The following is a 19192-nucleotide window of genomic DNA, read 5'->3' as shown; positions in this document are numbered from 1 at the left end:
CTATCGATTCAGTTTTAGCTTACTGTTCTTGTTTCTTATAAGCCACATCAGGCTCGTCAACTGTCTCTACCTCAGAAGGCTTATCAACCCCATAAACCGTATCAAGGTAGACGTCTTTCTCTTTCCACGTGCTGTTCAACCAATTGTGGAAGCGACGTTTAAAAGCCTTATCTTCAAAGTAATTACCGTTCACGTTCTCATCCATTGGATGCAATTTAATACGCACAACGACCTTAGTCATTTTGCCCTTCAGCATATCTTCAAACGGAGAGGTTTGGTTTTCAGGGTAAGCTAAGGTCACATCCACGATGCCATCCAAAATTGGGCCCATTGCAGATAAAGCAAATGCCACGCCCCCAGTTTTCGGCTTCAATAAGTGGCGATAAGGGGTCTTTGCTGACGCCAGTTTCTCGTGGTTTGCACGAGTCCCTTCAACAAAATTAACCAATGTTGTCGGTGCTAATTTGAACTTAGTACACGCTTTATTGATTGCATTAAAATCATCATTACGGCGTTCTGGGTTGCGTAATAGGAACTCACGAGAGTGGCGTCTCATGAATGGCATATCTAAGCCCCAGCAGGCCAAGCCAACAAATGGTACGTACAACAATTCATGTTTCAAGAAGTACTTCGTCATCGGCATTTTGTCTTTTAGGATTGAAGACAAAATCACAATATCTGCCCAGCTTAGGTGGTTAGACATCATCAAATACCACTGCTTGGTCGAAATATCTTCCCCCCCTTCCACTTGCCATTCGATATCGTTATTGGCGTTCAACATCCATAAATTAAGAGAAGCCCAACACCAGAATGTGAAGTTAGCTAAGCGAGTGCATGATTTTTGAACGACAGAAATTGGCAAAATAAGTTTGATTAGGGCAAACAGGCTCACAGCCAATGCGGTGAATGCAGTATTAATGGTCACGAACAATACGTTCAAGGCCATACGAAGATTATCAAGCATAAAACACAGTTATAATGAGAACGAAAGCCGCCATTATACGCATCTATAAATTATTCTCTTCAGTAATTGATTGAATATCCTAGGGGTCAAACCACTCAACCTATGTTAACGATGTTCAACCAGCTAAAGTCTATTAAAACGAAACCAAAACACATGCACGAGTCATTTGGACTCAAATAGTATGTTGTCTTTTTGACAACATTCGACCCAATAATTAACCTTTAATCAGTATTGATAAGCATTCTCATTATTGGCGTGGTACATGCAACTCTAAAGTGTAAATAGTTGAGTATCCTTAATGAGATAACTTCTCTTCTTAAAGGTGGATGATATGACAGATATTCCTCATGGTTTAGTTACAGGCAAAGTCCTAAACAAAACAGAATGGACAGATCAATTGTTCTCACTCCAGGTTAGTGCACCTGTCTCTTCTTATCAGGCAGGTCAGTTTACTAAGCTTGGCTTGCTCAATAACGAAGGTGAGTTTGTGAGACGCGCTTATTCTATGGTGAATGCACCAGAGCATGAGCAAGGACATCAGCATCTAGAGTTTTTGATTATTAAGGATCAGAACGGTCAGCTCTCGCCTCAACTTCACGAATTGCAAGCTGGTGATGACATCTTTGTCGGGAAAGACCCAAGTGGCTTTATGACATTAGATGAGATCCCAGAGATCGCCGACGATCTATGGATGCTTTCAACCGGAACCGCGGTAGGCCCATTTATCTCAATACTTGAGAGCATGCAGATACAGCAAAATGAGTTGGCTTCAGACAAAGCCTCTTCATTCAAGAATCTGGTTCTAGTGCATGCTGTAAGAACAGAGCAAGACCTGACTTATCGAGATCGTATCACTCAACTCGTTAATCACTTTCAAGGGAGACTTAAATATGTGCCAATTATTTCTAGAGAATCAGTTACCGGAACTTTGCGCGGACGAATCCCAAATTTGTTACTTGGAGGCGACCTCGAGCAAGCCGCGTCTGTCGCTTTCAATCAAACCCGCAGTTTTTTCTACCTTTGCGGCAATCCGCAAATGGTTCGTGACACAAGCGAAGCGCTAACTAGCTTAGGTTTCGAAAAGCACTTACGCAGAAAACCCGGTCAATTCAGCAGTGAGAACTACTGGTAAATAACAACCGCCACTCGTTAGACAGAAGCACAACTTTCAAAGAACAGTTAGAGAAGAGGTTTTATATGAGTCATTTACGTATTCCGTCACACTGGAAAATTCAACGTTCCACACCCGAAAGTAAGATTCATTCAATATTGATGAACTTATAAGCAAGCAACCTCGTAATGTGATTTTTAATGTTCAATAAGTGAAGACAAAAGATCAAATAACCATAGCAATTACAATGACTAATGGTGATAGACAAGAGAAAAAAACTCTAGCACACTGAACAGAGTTATTAGTTTTAATCCCGTCTCAGAGAATGAATTAGTGGGTTATTTATATTTTAGGTAAGAGAGGAAGCCATGCTCAACATTGCTTTTTTTAGCTCAAAATCATACGACGAAAAATCATTCGAACTGGCAAAAGGCGAACTCAACGCTGAGTTTCATTTTCACGATTTTCGACTCACCACAACAACAGCAAAAATGGCGCACGACAACGAAGTGGTTTGTGCGTTTGTAAACGATGACCTATCGCGAGACGTGTTAGAGATTCTTGCTCAAGGCGGCACCAAGTTAATCGCGATGCGCTGTGCGGGCTTTGACAAGGTCGACCTAGACGCAGCCAAAGAGTTTGGTCTGCAAGTGGTTCGCGTTCCGGCTTACTCACCAGAATCGGTAGCAGAACACACGGTTGGCATGATGATGTGTTTGAACCGTAAACTACACAAGGCATACCAACGCACTCGTGATGCGAACTTCTCTCTTGAGGGGTTAGTTGGCTTTAACTTCCACGGTAAAACGGTCGGTGTGATTGGCTCGGGTAAGATTGGCCTAGCGACGATGCGAATTCTGAAGGGTTTAGGCATGAATATCCTATGCTATGACCCATATCCAAACCCGTTAGCTGTTGAGTTAGGCGCTAAATACGTTGAACTCGACGAACTTTACCAAGAGTCTGATGTGATTTCTCTACACTGCCCAATGAGTAAAGAGAACTACCACCTATTAGATGCGACTGCGTTTGAGAAGATGAAAGACGGCGTGATGATTGTCAACACCAGCCGTGGTGAACTACTGGATTCCACAGCTGCTATCGAAGCGCTTAAACAGAGTAAGATTGGCGCACTTGGTCTTGATGTGTATGACAACGAGAAAGAGCTGTTCTTCCAAGACAAATCAAATGACGTGATTGTCGATGATGTGTTCCGCCGTCTATCTGCTTGTCACAACGTGCTGTTCACAGGTCACCAAGCTTTCTTAACCAAAGATGCTCTGTTCAATATCGCGAACACAACACTCACCAGTGTTGATGCTTTCTTTGCTGGCAACACCAGCGGCAACGAACTCGTTTAATAACAGATTGAGTTAACAGCAGGCTGAGTTAAAAACAAACTAGGTCTACAGATACAAAGCCACGCTATTCTGAAGTGAACAGCGTGGCTTCGTCGTTTATTCAGTATTCTAAAACCGTTCCTAGACGCAGAAATGACAATCTTCAGTGTCTAAACCATAAACGCCTTTTCTAATAGCAAGGTGCTCTTCACCGGCTTTGACGCCCATCTCGTAACCTGTATTAAGAGTACTTTGATCCATAGTTAAACGCTTAACCGCGAAGGCTTCAGGTGGCGCTATCACTTTAATAGTCGCATCTTTGGGTGGGTTACGAATGAACTCCAGAGACTGGTTGTAGTTTTCAGCACGTACCGCCATCGACTCAGCAATATTCGGGAATTTCTTTAATAGTTTCTTCAGCATCCATTGGTGCTTTTGAGGCTTCATTCGGTAGCTCAATGGGTGAGACAGAATCACGGTAATATCGCGTGCGCCACGGCGATATGCTTCACGAACCGGAATCGAATCGGCTACACCGCCATCGGTATAACAGCCACCAGAGAAACACGGAGTTTCACGGTAAGCGATAGGTAAAGCCGTTGTTGCTTCAACAACATTAGAAAGGTTTTCTGGCTTAATATGGTAGTAGTCTGCACTGCCCGTATCGACATTTGTGACAGCAGCAATGAGTGGGATACTTGAAAACAACTCACCACAATCGAGTGGATAACGTTGATTGGATTCGTTCCATAACCATTTAACATCTACCAAGTTACCGCCTTTGGCAAAGCGAGCAGGATTAAAGAAAGTTTTATCCGTCGCCATCGTGGTGATCACATCATAACTGCGTTTTGGTGCATGAGATAAGTAGCCAACCAGATTCGACACACCTGCAGATACGCCGATGGCAAAATCATAAGGACGGAAATCGTCTTGCATGAAGGCGTCTAAAACTCCAGCAGCAAAAATACCTCTCATTGCTCCACCTTCAACGATTAATGCGCTCTTATTCATCTCAAACTCTTCTACTTTATAAACTGATAGTCGTAGAATAATCCCATCACTCTTACAAAGATAATGGGATAGATTTATCAATTCGATAGGTAAAAACTATCAATGTGGATTGTTAGATTTTTCAATGACTTAGGGTTGCTTGATATTCAGCGAGATCAAAAAAGGCCATCGAGTAGTTCACTCAACGGCCTTTCAATTAACGAATCAAGATGATTGATTACGACTTAAATTCGCTCACATCGATTTCAAGCAGTTTACCAATGCCTTCACCGTATGCAGGGTCAGCTTTGTAACAGTGTCTTAGGTGACGCAATTGAATCTCTTTTGGCACGCCGCCTAGGTTGCGAGCAGTGTTATCAAAAAGAATCGCTTGCTTCTCTGGTGTCATTAGGCGGAACAAGTCACCCGGTTGCGAGAAGTAATCTTCATCTTCGCGGTGATCCCAGTGTGCTGCTGCGCCATCTAGGTTCAGTGCTGGTTCAGCGAAATCTGGTTGCTCAGCCCATTGACCTTCGTTGTTTGGCTCATAACCTAATGTGCCATCGAAGTTACCATCGACACGCATCGCGCCATCACGGTGGTAGCTGTGTACTGGGCAACGAGGCGCATTCACTGGAATGTGCTGATGGTTTACACCCAAACGGTAACGTTGTGCATCACCGTAAGCAAACAGACGACCTTGCAGCATTCTGTCTGGAGAGAAACTGATACCCGGAACCACGTTAGCAGGGTTGAATGCAGACTGCTCAACTTCAGCGAAGAAGTTTTGCGGGTTACGATTTAGCTCAAATTCGCCCACTTCGATCAACGGGTAATCTGCATGAGGCCAGATCTTAGTCAAATCGAACGGGTTGTATGGAACCTTCGCTGCATCCGCTTCTGGCATCACTTGTACTTTCAACGTCCATTTCGGGAAATCTTGGTTATCGATGCTGTCTAGCAAATCACGTTGGTGGCTTTCGCGATCATCACCGATCACTTGTGCCGCTTCTGCGTCAGACAAGTTCTTAATACCTTGCTGAGATTTGAAGTGGAATTTAACCCAGAAACGTTCGTTGTCAGCATTAATGAAGCTGAACGTGTGACTGCCGAAACCATGCATGTGGCGGTAAGTCGCAGGGATACCGCGATCACTCATCACGATAGTAATTTGGTGAAGTGCTTCAGGTAAAGAAGTCCAGAAATCCCAGTTGTTCTTCGCGCTGCGCATGTTAGTGCGAGGGTCACGTTTAACGGCGTGGTTTAAGTCTGGGAACTTAAGAGGATCACGAAGGAAGAATACTGGCGTGTTGTTACCCACCATATCCCAGTTGCCTTCTTCAGTATAAAACTTCAATGCAAAGCCACGAATATCACGTTCAGCATCGGCAGCACCGCGCTCACCCGCAACTGTTGTGAAACGTGCAAACAAGTCGGTTTTTTTACCTATTTCAGAGAACAATTTTGCCTTGGTGTATTTTGTGATGTCGTGTGTAACGGTAAATGTGCCGTAAGCACCTGAGCCTTTCGCGTGCATACGACGCTCTGGAATCACCTCACGATCAAAATGGGCCATTTTTTCTAAAAACCAAACATCTTGAAGAAGTTGAGGACCGCGTTTACCCGCAGTTTGAACATTCTGGTTATGAGCAACAGGACAACCCGCAGCTGTAGTTAATTTTTTACTCATCATCTATTCCTTATTACCTTTTAGATGCACCATCTTTGTTGCATCTTTACTTCTGAATGGTGGCTATTCATCACACAAAACCACGCAGTAATTAAGGATATAGAATACGCCTGGGCTAAAGTAAAATATAATCGTTTGTATTTATCGTTATCATGGATAAAACCTATCAAATTAATGATCTAAATCATAATCATAATCATTCAATATTGACAATAATATTTACAATATAATAATCATGAACTTACAACACGAAGAAAACCAAAGCTAGGCGCAGCCTACCTCGTAGAAGCCACTATTTTTGAGATATTTTGTGACCTAACCGTAAAGTCGCTGCGATATTTCTTGCCGTTCTTGTTAAGTTAAGCTCCGCCTCTTGTAATACTTTTTCTAAAGTTTGTGGCGATCTTACAGTTCCAAACAAGCTGCTCATTTCGCCGTAAAGCGCTTCTACTTCGGTGCCTAAAGATCCGGCAATTCCTATGGTTGGAATGCCCTGTAAGCTCGCACGTTTGGCAATGCCATAAGGTGTTTTTCCTTGCAGAGTTTGATTGTCCATCTGCCCTTCACCGGTAATCACAAGGTCGGCACCTTTCAACACATCATCGGCTTGCAAAACGTCCAGTACCATCTCGATACCGGGTTTAATTTGCATGTTGAATAGCAAACCAAGTCCCATCGGCGAGCCACCAGCCGCACCATAACCCATACGCTTTTGAACGGATTCACCGCCGTCTACACAACCTTGCGTTTCTGCGACTTGAGCAAAATTCGCAAGCGCCTTATCAAGCATCACAACTTGTTCTGGGCTTGCGCCTTTTTGTGGGCCGAATATATGGCTAGCACCGTTATCACCACACAACGGATTATCAACATCGCATGCCACAATCAACTCGACATCTGCATAGCGCGAATCCAAACCTGTAAGATCTATTGATGCTAATTCTGCAAGTGCAGCACCACCTCGGCCAAGCTCTTGTCCAGTACTATCTTGCCCTTTGCCATCTTGCCCTTTACTAACTAACAAGCGTCCACCTAACGCTTGAACAATACCTGCACCACCATCGTTGGTCGCACTGCCACCCAATCCTAAAATAATGCTCTCAGCACCTTGTTCAATGGCTTCTAAGATCAATTGCCCTGTACCAAATGAAGAAGCTATTAACGGGTTACGCTGTTCTGATTTAAGTAAATCCAAACCAGAGGCAGCGGCGATCTCAATTAAAGCCGTTTTCTTAGGATTCTGATCCGACGGTTCTAGCATTGCCCATTCTGCATTGACTGGTTGCCCTAACGGCCCTTCGACTTGGCTATGTCGCTTTTCACCAAAAAGCCCTTGGAGCAATACATCCACAGTCCCTTCACCGCCATCGGCCAAAGGCAAGGTCACATAGTCAGCGTCAGGGAAGATTTCACGAAAGCCCTTTTCGATACACGCTGCCACCGATAAGGCAGATAAAGACTCTTTAAACGAGTCTGGTGCAATAACAATTTTCATACTGAGAGATCCAAAAGATTAGTAATTTTGATGAGTGCCCGATCCAAAAATGCCCCTATTGAAGATCAGCAAGCTAATCACTTAATAGGGGCAGTATATAAAGCTATGCAATATTAGTTAGTAACGGCTGTCTTTACTTGTGATTTCTCTTTACTTTTTAGCCACACAAACAGAGCACCTAACACAGCAATTGGTATCAGTGGATCAATCCACGTACCGCCTTTACCAAATACCAGGTTGAGAACCATGATGATGCTTGCACCAATCGCCCATGCGATAGTTGAAGACACAGACCAGATCTTGATTTGGTCTGCAAGTTCAGTAATACCTAACGTACGGTTAATGATATGAAAGTATGAATCGTTCAAATGAGAGAAGCCAACCGGACCTACCGCACATGCAAGTGCTACGAATACTGGGTCTAGACCTAACGTTTCAACCAATGGCAGCGTCATCGTTGCTGCAACCATCATTGATGCCGTTGCTGAACCTTGGATTAGACGAAGCATTGAAGCAATTGCTAGTGGTACAAGTAGAGGTGGAATACCGCTGCTCGCGATAGCTTCGGCTACTTGAGGGCCAGCACCTGATGCTTTAAGTACTGCACCCATTGCGCCACCACAGCCAGTTACCACAAGAATTAGACCTGTAATAGACAGAGCATCATCCATAGAGCTAACCATGTCTTTGCGCTCAATATGACGAGTAAGACCGTATAGCGCCATAAGAACACCGATACCAACAGCAACCACTGGGTTACCAATCAACGAAATAACGTTGTGCATTGCAGTGTCACCTTGACCAACAAGCGTGTTGATTAGGATGAATGCGATTGGCAGCAGAATTGGACCGAATGATAAAAAGTTACTTGGTAGCTCTCTGTCATCTGTTTCTTTTACTTTCTCAAGGTTTGCCCAATCAGCTTGGTTCGTAATCCATGTTTCACCGTTTGGTACGCGGTAGTACTCGTTACCTACTCGGCGAATATAAATCATAGAAAGAAGCATCATAGGGATAGAAACCATCAAACCCCACAACATGTACTCACCTAGATCTACACCTAGAATTCCAGCCACAGCAACTGGGCCCGGTGTTGGTGGCACAAGTGCGTGAGTGATAAGCAAGCCAAGTGCTAGAGTCACACCAAGGCCAACCGCTGACTTACCCGTATCTCGTGAGATTGCGCGAACAAGGGAATGCAAAATGATGTACGCAGAGTCACAAAAAACCGGGATAGCCACTAATACGCCAGTGAAACCTAGTGCTAAATCTTCACGGCCTTTACCACAAAGCTTAACAAAGGTTTTTGCCATACGAACCGCAGCCCCAGAACGTTCGAAACACGCGCCCATGATCACGCCAAACGCGATAATCAGGCCAATGCCGCCTAAAACACCACCGAAGCCTGCTTTAATTGCGTTGATCAATTCGGTTGGTGCCATTCCTGCAAACAGACCCATGATGATACTTGCAATAATCATAGCAAGTGCGACTGGAATTCTCGTTTTAATAATCATACCCATCATGGCTAAAATGCCAATTACGATGCCTATCAGTGCTCCATCCATTTTATATTCCTTTTGTCTCTTTCTTCATTTTTATGAAAATTGTAGGGTGGTGCATATAGGTGATATCGGGATCACCTATTGCACTTTATCGTTATGTGTTGGCTTACCTGTAAGCCGTGTTATCTAAATCAGTTTTTACTTTTATGGTTCGTTACATATAAACGCCATTCACACCACGCTATAAATAACTTTTTACCCAGCCAAGCCCCTCTTCTGTCGTGCCTCTTGGGTTATATTCACAACCAATCCAACCTTGGTAACCTGAATCATCCAAAACACTAAATAAGTGTGGGTAGCTCAATTCGCCTTCCGATGGTTCATGCCTTTCTGGTACAGAAGCAATTTGGATATGGCCGGTATAAGCAGCAACTTCACGAATCAAAGTACTTAAATCACCATCCATAATTTGCGCGTGATAAAGGTCGAGTTGCAACTTCACATTTGGCCTATCGACCAACTTAATCAGTTCGACAGCATCACGTTGGTGAGCAACGAAGTAATTAGGAACATCACGGCTATTCAGCGGTTCAATCATCAATTCAATGTTTTGCTCAGCAAACTGGTCTGCCGCAAAACGAATGTTCGATATGAACGTCTCTACGTGTTGCTCTTTAGTAAAACGTTCATCCAGTAGACCAGACATAGCGTGTACTTTTTTACAGCCTAAAGCTTTGGCATACATAAGCGCGTTGTCGACACTGGCTTTGAATTCATCTTCACGACCAGGAATAGCGGCAAAGCCACGCTCGCCTGCATCCCAATCACCTGGAGGCATATTAAAGAGCGCTTGTTCAAAACCAAATTTCTGCATTTTTTCTGAAAGCTCTTCGGCCTCAAATGCATAAGGGAATAGGTATTCAACTGCTTTGAAGCCCGCTTGGTGTGCCTTCTCAAAACGCTCTAGAAATGGCACTTCTGTGAACAGCATTGTTAAGTTTGCAGCGAACTTAGCCATTATTTTCCTCTCCCTTTTAAATCCATCACTTCTTCGTCTGTTAGGTAACGGATGTCTTTATCTTTCAATAAGAACGCCAATTTAGCGGTCTCTTCCAGTTCTTCGGCGTTATCCACCGCATCTACAAAATCGGTACCAGTGACTACTGGGCCGTGGTTTGCTAACAAAAATGCTCGATAATCACCTGCTCGTTTTGCCAACTCTTCAGCAATTTTTGGGTCACCCGGACGTAGGTAAGGAATCACTGGCAACTCACCAATTCGCATCACGAAATACGGTGTGAAAGCCTTAATCGCGTTGTTACCATCCAACCCTTCAAGGCAAGACAGTGCAGTTAGATATGTAGAGTGCAGGTGCACAATCGCATTGCACTCTTCATTATTTCTATAAATCGCTAAGTGGAACGCGGCTTCTTTCGAAGGCTTCTTACCTGAAATGTGGTTCCCATCAATATCAACAACCGACAATTCCTCAGCGATAAGGCGACCAAATGAAGAGCCTGTTGGTGTTGCTAGAAAATGTCCATTTGGCAATTTGATAGATAGGTTACCTGCGCCACCTGTAGCATAACCTCGCTCGAACATTGAACGAGCGAGCGTGACCATTTGCTCTCTTAACTGCTGCTCGTTCATCAAAACTTTACTCATTTGAATCTCGCTTATGAAAAGAATGATTGAGCTTTAGCGAAGAAGTTTTCATCACCAAAGTTGCCAGATTTAAGTGCCAATGAAAGATCACCTTCAACCGACCTCACCCAAGGCACACCTGGTGCGATTTGAGGGCCAATATGAAAACCTTTCACGGCTAGACTTTGCGTCACTACGCCTGATGTTTCACCACCAGCAACAATGAAGTTTTTCACACCATGTTGGTGCAGTTTGATAGCGAGTTGACTAAAAAACTGTTCAACGGCGTGGCTTGAAGCTTGTGCGCCGTATTCTTCTTGAATGGCTTTCAGTGCGGCGGCATCTGCGGTTGCATAAACCAAAGGAGCAAACTCGCCTTGGTTATTGGTCATCACCCAATCGAACACATCATTGGCGTATTGATCATTGGTTAAGCAAGCCTTCACATCGATAGCAAAGTGAGGAGCGAGCTGCTTGTATACCGCAACTTGTTGGTTAGTCATCACTGAACAAGAACCAGAGAACACAACGGTTGGTGCTTTGACTGGGCTGCCGGCATGTTTTGCATCACTTTGGTCAGCAAGATGTCCTGTCCAATTTTTAGCGATACCAGCAGCTAGGCCTGAGCCACCTGTGATTAGTTTCAGAGATTTAGCCGCTTGACCTAACGTCACCAAGTGCTCTGCATTAAATGCGTCTACCACGGCGTAGCGACTACCTTGAGCTTTGAGTTCGTTAAAACGAGCGGTAACCGCATCAGCGCCCTGTTCAATCGTTTGAAAGTTAACTAAACCGGAAACACCTTCTGATTGTGCGTCCATCATTCGAACCACACTTGAATCCGTCATTGGTGTAACAGGGTGATTACGCATACCTGAATCACTGAGCAACTCACCAAAAACAAACAAGTGACCGTTGTAAACCGTGCGACCATTTACTGGCAATGCAGGGCAAACCATAGTGAAAGATTCTCCAAGTTCCGCCAAAAGTGCATCTGTTACGGGACCAATATTGCCCTCAGCGGTACTGTCGAACGTTGAGCAATATTTAAAGTAAAACTGTTGGCAACCTTGAGATTGAAGCCATTTAAGCGCAGTAACCGAATCCGTCACCGCTTGGTCAACTGGGCAAGAGCGAGATTTAAGGCTGATCACCACAGCATCTGCTGATGTGTCAAACTCTCCCGTTGGAATCCCATTCAGTTGAACAGTGCGCATACCGTTTTCAACCAAGAAACCAGCAATGTCTGTTGCACCTGTAAAGTCGTCTGCAATAACACCTAATAACATGATTATTTCTCCGCCTTTGACGTGTTTACACCCGGCAGGTCAATACCTTGGAAGACTTTTATCACTGCACTGTCGTCTTCTTGACCAAATCCAGCATTACTCGCGCTAACGAACATGTTCAGTGCAGCACTTGATAATGGGAGTGGGAATTTCAGGTTTTGAGCGGTATCTGATACCAAGTTCAAATCCTTCACAAAGATATCAACCATAGATTTTGGAGAGTAATCACCATCGACTACGTGCTTCATGCGATTCTCGAACATCCACGAGTTACCCGCTGCGTTAGTCACAACGTCGTACATCAGATCTAGAGGGATATTCGCGCGAGCTGCTAATGCCATTGCTTCAGCGCCTGCAGCAATGTGAACACCTGCAAGTAATTGGTGGATGATCTTTACAGTCGCACCAAGGCCAATAGCTTCACCGATGTTGTAAACTTTTGCCGCCGTCGCATCGAGTACCGGAGCCAGTGCTTCAAATGTGGTCACCGCACCTGAAGCCATAATCGTCATTTCACCCGCTTCTGCTTTTACTGCACCGCCGGACACTGGCGCATCCAGCATCACAAGATCATGTTCAGCAAGCTGAGCTTCGATTTGTTTCGCGTCTTCTGCTGAGATCGTTGCCGAGACCATAACTGGCGTGTTAGGTCTCAGTGCCGCCGCAAGACCAGTCTTAAACAGTACCGTGTTAACTTGAGCTGCATTCACAACCAATACCAAAACTGAATCAAGTTTGTCGGCAAACTCAACCGCGCTTGTAGAGACCGCTTTTGCGCCATATTCACCCAAGTTTTCAAGCGCTTGCGGATTCAAATCGAAACCATATACATCAAGGCCTGCACGCACGCATGACTTCGCTGCGCCCATGCCCATAGAACCTAAACCGATAACACCAACAGATTGAACTTCTTTCATAGCAAGATGCCTTTCACGTAATTATTGAATTCTAGATTTGTTAATTCTTGTTTATGTTTGTGATTATATGTGAAGCAATCGAATGCGACTTAGTGACAAGTCACACATTTAACAAAAGTTAACATTAATGAGTAATTTAACCCTTTAGAGGCATTAGATAAGGGTAATTTCGGCAGCAATCACAGTTCTAATTGCTATTTCACAACAGATATTCACAGATATTCACAAAACAACCAAAGATTGATAGGATGATGAAAAATAAGAACATAGAAGAAGAATCATGATTCCAGCGGAACGTCAGAGAACCATTTTGTCACTATTATCACACCAAGAAGTGATCAGTATTTCTGAGCTTGTTGAGCACTTAGAGGTGTCTCATATGACTATTCGTCGAGATATCGTAAAGCTAGAGACATCAGGGAAAGTGATTTCAGTTTCGGGCGGTGTTCAGCTGACTAAAGCACTTCACAGCGAATTGTCACACGACATAAAGGTAGAACAGCAAGCAAGCGAAAAAGCTCAAATAGGTCAACTAGCGGCTCAATTGGTTCCTAAGTATTCGACTATCTACTTAGACGCTGGAACAACCTCTTTGGAGATCGCCCACCAACTTGCAGGGCGAGATGATCTGCTTATCATCACCAATGACTTCGCAATTGCCGCGTACCTAATGAACAACACACAATCTGAGATTTACCATACTGGTGGCAAGATTGACCGTGAAAATCAATCGAGTATTGGGGGTAAAGTGGCTGAGTTTTTGGCAGGGATGAATATTGATATTGCGTTTATCTCTTCTTCATCTTGGAATCTAAAAGGGCTCTCGACACCTTGTGAAAATAAGGTGTTAGTCAAACAAGCCATTGTTCAAGCAGCTAATTCAAACTATCTGATTTCAGACTCAACCAAATACGGGCGCATCGCTACCTTCCACGCCTTAGATTTAAGCGCGCTTGATGGCGTGATCACCGATATTGATCTTTCGAGTAGTGTGATTGATGAACTTCAAGACAAAGGTATTAAGGTAATTAATTCGTAACGGATCCTCATCAATTTTCAGGCTCACCAACCAAACATTCAGAGCCTGAATAACCCAATTCCAAGAACATTTATTTATCCACTCGATAAAAATAATTTTTACAGTTAAGCGTGTTTATTCATTAATAATATTGTCGTTGGTCGGCATAATAGTCATGAGTCCATTCAACGAGTTAGGTTATGTTTTTCAAGCGCCTTTTGGCATTGGTTTTACCCGTTACTTTTGTATTTTCCGCGCACACCGAAACGTTTAGTGAGCGAATGGAACGCATCGAACAAGAGAATGTACTGGCGAAAACCATGAGTGAAGAACAAGTTGAATTGATACAAAAAGTCGTACAGACCAACCACTGCGCTAAAGTGGCGTTAACCCATCACCAACGCATTTTAGGCCAATATAAGGTTGAAACGTCCTCTTCAGAGTTATTTGTAAAATGGCGTCAACTCGGTAAGCAGTTAGACGCTCAATACGAAACGGATTACCCCGCCTACCCTAAGCACGCTTTTCAGGAGTACCTTGCGGCTTCAAGCAAAGTCGATGGTTACCTTTTTGCTTTAATCGACAATGGATTAAACGAGCAATCGTGGATCGCCAAAGAGTTTAAGCTGTGTAAAAAGAATAAGCTGATATCCCGAGCCTAAGCTCTAGTCTGCTCTGGTTCGAAAGTGCTCACTCGCATTAGTTCTAATAAAGTAAGAACAGCCCTTCATAACCGCCAATTTCGATTTCACTCACATAGTCACCAACGTTACCGTTAGCATCAACAGGTTTCATTGGAACATTCAGCGCGATGGTGAGTTTTGCCGCGTCATAAAAGCTCGGATTCTTACCGTGGAAATCCGTGCGATACAACACACGACCATTGCTGAACTCTCTCGCTAACACCATGTCCTCAGGGCCACCAGCAACCACCTGATTTTCAGATTGATACATAAAGTACGTGAACGTCGGTAGAACGTGAGTCATGCCATTGGGCAGATCAGCATGCACCATTTCGTTCATCGAGGCATCGCCAACGATGGTGTAGTCAGCGGGCTGAGGTGTCGTTGTCGATAGCATCAAAGGAATCGGCGCAAAGCCATGTGGGATTTGATGACTCGGCTCTCCCAAATCAACAGCCAATAACGAACTTGGTTGGTAGGCGATGTTTTTAGGGACACCACTTTGCCAGAAAATCTCAGCCGTCGTATTGCCACTTCCATAGACGTAACCATTGTTCCACTGATTAAAGTAGCTATGTTGAGCGTGTCGATTGAGGTGGTAGATCGCTAGGGTCGAGTATTGGTCTTGCTTCCAATTCTCTTCACTATTTTCAAGGTACTGAACTCGCCCATAACGCGTTGTCGCCTGAAAAATTACACTTTGTCCATTATAGGCGAGCGCAGAATTATCCCAGAATTTAGAGATCCCCGAGTAACCACTAAACCCAGTAGACGGAAAAATGTAGTGCTCGCGTAAATACAGAGATCCCGCCTCGCTAAGATGAGACTGTCCATTTCGACCCAGTAAGTTCGCGGTTCCGATATTCAACCCAATCGACGCATCACTTTCTAAAGCAGATAGATTTTTCAGAAACGCTGAAAATTGTTGTTTATAGAGATCATCCGCTTGATTCGAACCCGCAACAGCTCCTAACTCTTGAACATGCCCGCCAGAATGAACATAGAACTGATTCGAACCAATAAGCTTATTTGTGTCGTCGTTGTACGCACCATTCAAACCTTGGCTTGCCCAGCTTTGCTTGTAGTAGCGATGAATAGCAGATAGATAATCCGCGTTTGCGACGTTCGTTAGCGACCAAGATGAGTTAGCGCTCCACATTCGACCAAATGGCACCACTCTTGATTCCCAACGAAAACGTGCTGTCGCGTTCTTATTGGTTCGATTTCGATACTCGCTTGGCGACAAGTAGTTATCACCATCTAGGTCTGCAGACACATCAAAACCACGGATTTTTCGCCATTGGCTGATAGCATTGCCGTCCGGGGTTGAAGTCGGAGCATCGGTTAACTTGACGGTTGGAAAACTGTTTTTGAGTTTTACTTCTTTTAAACGCGGCCTGTCGTCGGCATTCTCACTTTGCCAACGAACTCTCACAACGTATAAGCGCCCACCATCTCTCAAAAAGGTTGAACCAAAATACTGGCCGCCGCCATAACTCGCACCGCTCCCATCATGAGTTGTAGCTCTTAACCAGTTATCCGGAAGGTTCCAGATCACCGATTGGTTTTTGGTCATATTGAGCGTTTTGTCTTTCTTTACATCAAGCCTTTCCCATTGTGAAACCCTACCCTGAGAATCAATAGCAGTTGGGTATTCAATCCAAAATTCACCGCTGCCAGCAAACTGTGAGAACTTAAAGGTCAGCCGTTCGAACTGTTCAGCATGATAGACATACAAAGCCCCACCCTGTTCGAAATTCTCAAACACATCGGCATCCCACGGAGGCTCTTGATACAACCAAAAACCAGCATGGTCTTCACTGGCTGTATAACCCAAGATCATAGGTTTTCGGTTTAAAAGGGTCTTTTCGCCATGAGTTTTATCAACTTCGGCAATGACAGTATCTTCAGAAAAGTGCAGGAAATAGTCTTCGAAATTGAGGCCTTCTAACTCAGCTTGGTTACGGAGATCGTTCTCCAACCAACCCGAGTTCATCGCCATGACTTGGTTGTACATATAACCAATTGTCGTGGCCCGCTCATTGTCGGCTTTGTCGGCATAAGCTCCGAACACAATATCACTGTTGGAAATTTCCCAATCAATGACGGCATTCGTAGATAGTGGGGAGCCCAAAAGATCAACACCAACTTCATGTTGCCCTGGCAGCACAACCGCTGTACCAACAGCAAAAGCGTAACCAGCGATTAAACATGACGGTATGAGTGCGAGCAGCCCAGAAATGTAGGTTTTCATGATTCAAATTTCCTAATCGATACTGTCATGCCTTAAATCACAAAACGAAAAGTCAGCCAACTTACGTGTCAATTTAGGAATCAAAATACGAAAAAAGTATCGACTACATGGCTCTATTGTTCAAGTGCTCGTCTGTCTTGTTTCATCGGTGGCAAGTAAAACGAGCAAATGCCGATTCAAAATCAATGCATTAAGGAAAATATAAGTTTTTGTGATTTTAATTTTATTTGGAAACCAAGTATCTCCGGCTAACGAGAAATCAGCTCAGATTTTCTCAAAATGAGAATAATACGGTTTGGAAGATGAGAAGTTATCAGAGCCTAGAACTCAGAATAGGACTTGGATTTGCTGTATCGAATCTCAGTTTGAGCGCCACACTATTGAAACTCAATTTGGATAGGCTGTCTAAACAAGAACGATGACAACGCTCCTTAAAGCCTCTTGTTCCACTTCCCTTGATGGTCGCGATCGCAATTTTCTTGCGTATCGTAGCTAACATGCTTATCGATATTCTTCAGTTGAATTCCAACTTGATTGAACGCTTGTTGAATAGCCCCTGAGACACTCTGTTGACCTTCGCCACTTAAGAAGTTCGTTCTATCCTGATTGGTATCGAATACACAGACAATTTTCAAACTTTGCGGAAAAGAGGAAAAGTTGACCGAGTGAGTCACCCACAAAAAACCATCGAAGCCTTTCAGCGTGTCTTCACAAACGTCAGTTAACACGTCTCTGATTTGATTCTCGATTTTCTTATCTGATTTACGCATGCGGCAAAGGTCCTATTTAACACCTTAAAAAATAAGGTTTTTCGGTCAGTTTCGTACTACCTGATATTGGACACTGTGGCGGTTTCAAATGCAAAGTATTTATTGGGGAGAGTCGACTGGAAGATATAGAGGAAACGCCTCATGTTTGATAGCTTACGAGGCGATCAAACATGAGACGAGTATAGAATTTACTAAAACATTAGCTCGCCGCTTGTTCCCAATCAGTTAATAACTTCATGGTTACGCGAGAGTCTTGATGAGTTGCCATTGGCGCAGCAAGTTGTGTGTCACCTCGCTCAACCGCTTGGCGAATATTACGCACTTGATAATGGAAGCCATCGCCTTGCGCTTCGACTTTCACTTCACGTTTCGACGTTTCATAGATCTCTACCGTACACGTATTTTCTTCGGTCGGTAGCCATGGGTTGGTGTCGAGTGTGATGCAGCCTTTGCTACCTAGAATCGTAAAACCATGCTTTAAACCGTGGTCTTCAGCAGTGTGGATTTGTGCGGTAAAACGGTCGTTGAAATGCATCATCGCCGACGATTCACAGATATTGCCATCTTCGCCTCGTCGACCGATTGCTGAGATCTGCACGTCATCGAACACGCTCTCACCAAATTGCTGCTGCGCAACAGAGTGAATCAGCGACATTGGGTAACAGCCAAGGTTGTATAGCGCGCCTTTGCTCGCAGGATTCACGAACTGATCAATCGCCGCAACGTAGGAACCTTGAATTGAACGCACTTCGCCAATCTCACCAGTTGCCAGTTCTTGATGAAGCTTGGTGATAAGTGGATGGTTTAAATACATCAAACCTTCAGCAAAGAATACGCCCGCTTCTTTCACGGCTAGTAAAGCTTGCTCGGTTTTTTCCATATCTACCGACAAAGACTTCTCACACAAGATCGCTTTGCCTTTTTGAGCCGCTTTAATCACATACTCATGATGAACGTGGTTTGGTAGAGCAATGTAGATAATGTCGACCGACTCATCTTCAATCAAGGCTTCATAGTTGTTGAAGGTTCGTGTTGGCTGGTATTGGGCAGCAAACTCATTGAGTGTTTTCTCTGTGCGTCCAGCAACAGCATACAGCTCACTTTGAGCATCGCCTTTAATCGCATCCGCCATTACGCCTGAGATAAAGCTGGTTCCTAGGATTCCCCATTTCATGTCTTAGATCTCCTGCTCTTGTGCTTTGATAGGCCCACGTTGCGTTTCGAATGCTTGAACCAACTCGGTAATATCACGCTCAATAAACGCTTGGGTATGAGGCATCACAAAGTGCTGATTGATCGCCTCGCGGTTTACGTATTGCTCAAGCAAGATCACACGATCGCTTTGGCTTTGATCATAGGTTGCAATTGCTTGTAGGCAGCCCGGTTCGCTTTGCATGTCTAAACAAAACTGTTCGATAGCTTCGAGCGCAGCTGCTCGTTCTATGTTGGTTTTGATCTTAAGTTCGGCAGTAACAAAGATAGTTTCATTCGTTTGAGGCATTGCACACTCTTATTTTAG

Annotated in this window: 17 protein-coding genes; 4 read left to right on the top strand and 13 right to left on the bottom strand. The window is 44.1% G+C overall.

Going from position 1 to position 19192, the window contains the following annotated elements; all coding sequences use genetic code 11:
• Positions 1-19 precede the first annotated feature (19 nt).
• Positions 20-964: an acyltransferase gene (locus AB4133_RS12575; RefSeq protein WP_017063993.1), complete on the bottom strand. Its 945-nt coding sequence runs from the start codon at positions 962-964 to the stop codon at positions 20-22.
• 331 nt (positions 965-1295) lie between these two features.
• On the opposite strand from AB4133_RS12575, the gene AB4133_RS12570 reads away from it, so the two are divergent.
• Positions 1296-2096, top strand: coding sequence for a ferredoxin--NADP reductase (locus AB4133_RS12570; protein WP_017063994.1), 801 nt, complete (start codon positions 1296-1298; stop codon positions 2094-2096).
• Between the two features lie 347 nt (positions 2097-2443).
• Positions 2444-3436: a 2-hydroxyacid dehydrogenase gene (locus AB4133_RS12565; protein ID WP_017063995.1), complete on the top strand. Its 993-nt coding sequence runs from the start codon at positions 2444-2446 to the stop codon at positions 3434-3436.
• Positions 3437-3556: 120 nt separating this feature from the next.
• Here the strand turns inward: AB4133_RS12565 and AB4133_RS12560 are convergent, their stop codons facing one another.
• The 8 genes from AB4133_RS12560 to ltnD all read right to left on the bottom strand — a co-directional run bounded on the left by AB4133_RS12560 (position 3557) and on the right by ltnD (position 12948).
• Positions 3557-4429, bottom strand: coding sequence for a patatin family protein (locus tag AB4133_RS12560; RefSeq protein WP_065583767.1), 873 nt, complete (start codon positions 4427-4429; stop codon positions 3557-3559).
• A 217-nt stretch (positions 4430-4646) separates the two neighbouring features.
• On the bottom strand, positions 4647-6098 hold the full coding sequence (locus AB4133_RS12555; RefSeq protein ID WP_372224649.1) for a catalase: 1452 nt from the start codon (positions 6096-6098) through the stop codon (positions 4647-4649).
• Between the two features lie 292 nt (positions 6099-6390).
• Positions 6391-7593: a glycerate kinase gene (locus AB4133_RS12550; RefSeq protein WP_372224647.1), complete on the bottom strand. Its 1203-nt coding sequence runs from the start codon at positions 7591-7593 to the stop codon at positions 6391-6393.
• Positions 7594-7706: 113 nt separating this feature from the next.
• Positions 7707-9161, bottom strand: a complete 1455-nt coding sequence (locus AB4133_RS12545) for a GntP family permease (protein ID WP_372224645.1) — start codon at positions 9159-9161, stop codon at positions 7707-7709.
• Between the two features lie 178 nt (positions 9162-9339).
• Positions 9340-10116 (bottom strand): 2-oxo-tetronate isomerase, encoded by a 777-nt coding sequence (gene otnI / locus AB4133_RS12540; protein ID WP_016767374.1) that lies wholly within the window; start codon positions 10114-10116, stop codon positions 9340-9342.
• On the bottom strand, positions 10116-10763 hold the full coding sequence (locus AB4133_RS12535) for an aldolase (protein WP_016784348.1): 648 nt from the start codon (positions 10761-10763) through the stop codon (positions 10116-10118). Before AB4133_RS12535 ends, otnI begins: the two co-directional genes overlap by 1 nt.
• Positions 10764-10774: 11 nt before the next feature.
• Positions 10775-12031 carry a 3-oxo-tetronate kinase gene (gene otnK, locus AB4133_RS12530; RefSeq protein ID WP_017072297.1) on the bottom strand — a complete coding sequence of 419 codons (1257 nt, stop codon included), beginning with the start codon at positions 12029-12031 and terminating at the stop codon, positions 10775-10777.
• Positions 12032-12033: 2 nt separating this feature from the next.
• Positions 12034-12948 (bottom strand): L-threonate dehydrogenase, encoded by a 915-nt coding sequence (ltnD, locus tag AB4133_RS12525; protein ID WP_372224642.1) that lies wholly within the window; start codon positions 12946-12948, stop codon positions 12034-12036.
• 280 nt (positions 12949-13228) lie between these two features.
• Here ltnD and AB4133_RS12520 point away from each other — a divergent pair, with 280 nt between their 5' ends.
• Positions 13229-13987: a DeoR/GlpR family DNA-binding transcription regulator gene (locus AB4133_RS12520; protein WP_010431743.1), complete on the top strand. Its 759-nt coding sequence runs from the start codon at positions 13229-13231 to the stop codon at positions 13985-13987.
• Between the two features lie 179 nt (positions 13988-14166).
• A complete protein-coding gene (locus tag AB4133_RS12515) occupies positions 14167-14628 on the top strand; it encodes a hypothetical protein (protein WP_372224640.1) in 462 nt (153 codons plus the stop codon).
• Between the two features lie 43 nt (positions 14629-14671).
• On the opposite strand, the gene AB4133_RS12510 is transcribed toward AB4133_RS12515, so the two are convergent.
• The 4 genes from AB4133_RS12510 to AB4133_RS12495 form a co-directional block, all read right to left on the bottom strand.
• The gene (locus tag AB4133_RS12510) at positions 14672-16903 is read right to left on the bottom strand and encodes a hypothetical protein (protein ID WP_372224638.1); all 2232 of its coding nucleotides are present in this window, start codon (positions 16901-16903) and stop codon (positions 14672-14674) included.
• Between the two features lie 431 nt (positions 16904-17334).
• Complete coding sequence (locus tag AB4133_RS12505) at positions 17335-17673, bottom strand: hypothetical protein (RefSeq protein WP_017060926.1); 339 nt, start codon at positions 17671-17673, stop codon at positions 17335-17337.
• 199 nt (positions 17674-17872) lie between these two features.
• On the bottom strand, positions 17873-18847 hold the full coding sequence (locus AB4133_RS12500; protein WP_372224636.1) for a Gfo/Idh/MocA family protein: 975 nt from the start codon (positions 18845-18847) through the stop codon (positions 17873-17875).
• Between the two features lie 3 nt (positions 18848-18850).
• Entirely contained in the window at positions 18851-19174 is a 324-nt protein-coding gene (locus tag AB4133_RS12495) for a putative quinol monooxygenase (RefSeq protein WP_229648088.1), read from the bottom strand.
• Positions 19175-19192 lie beyond the last annotated feature (18 nt).

It is taken from the genome of Vibrio sp. 10N.286.52.F8 (assembly GCF_041468745.1).
GTDB lineage: Bacteria > Pseudomonadota > Gammaproteobacteria > Enterobacterales > Vibrionaceae > Vibrio > Vibrio crassostreae_C.
This window is presented reverse-complemented; position numbering and strand designations above follow the sequence as displayed.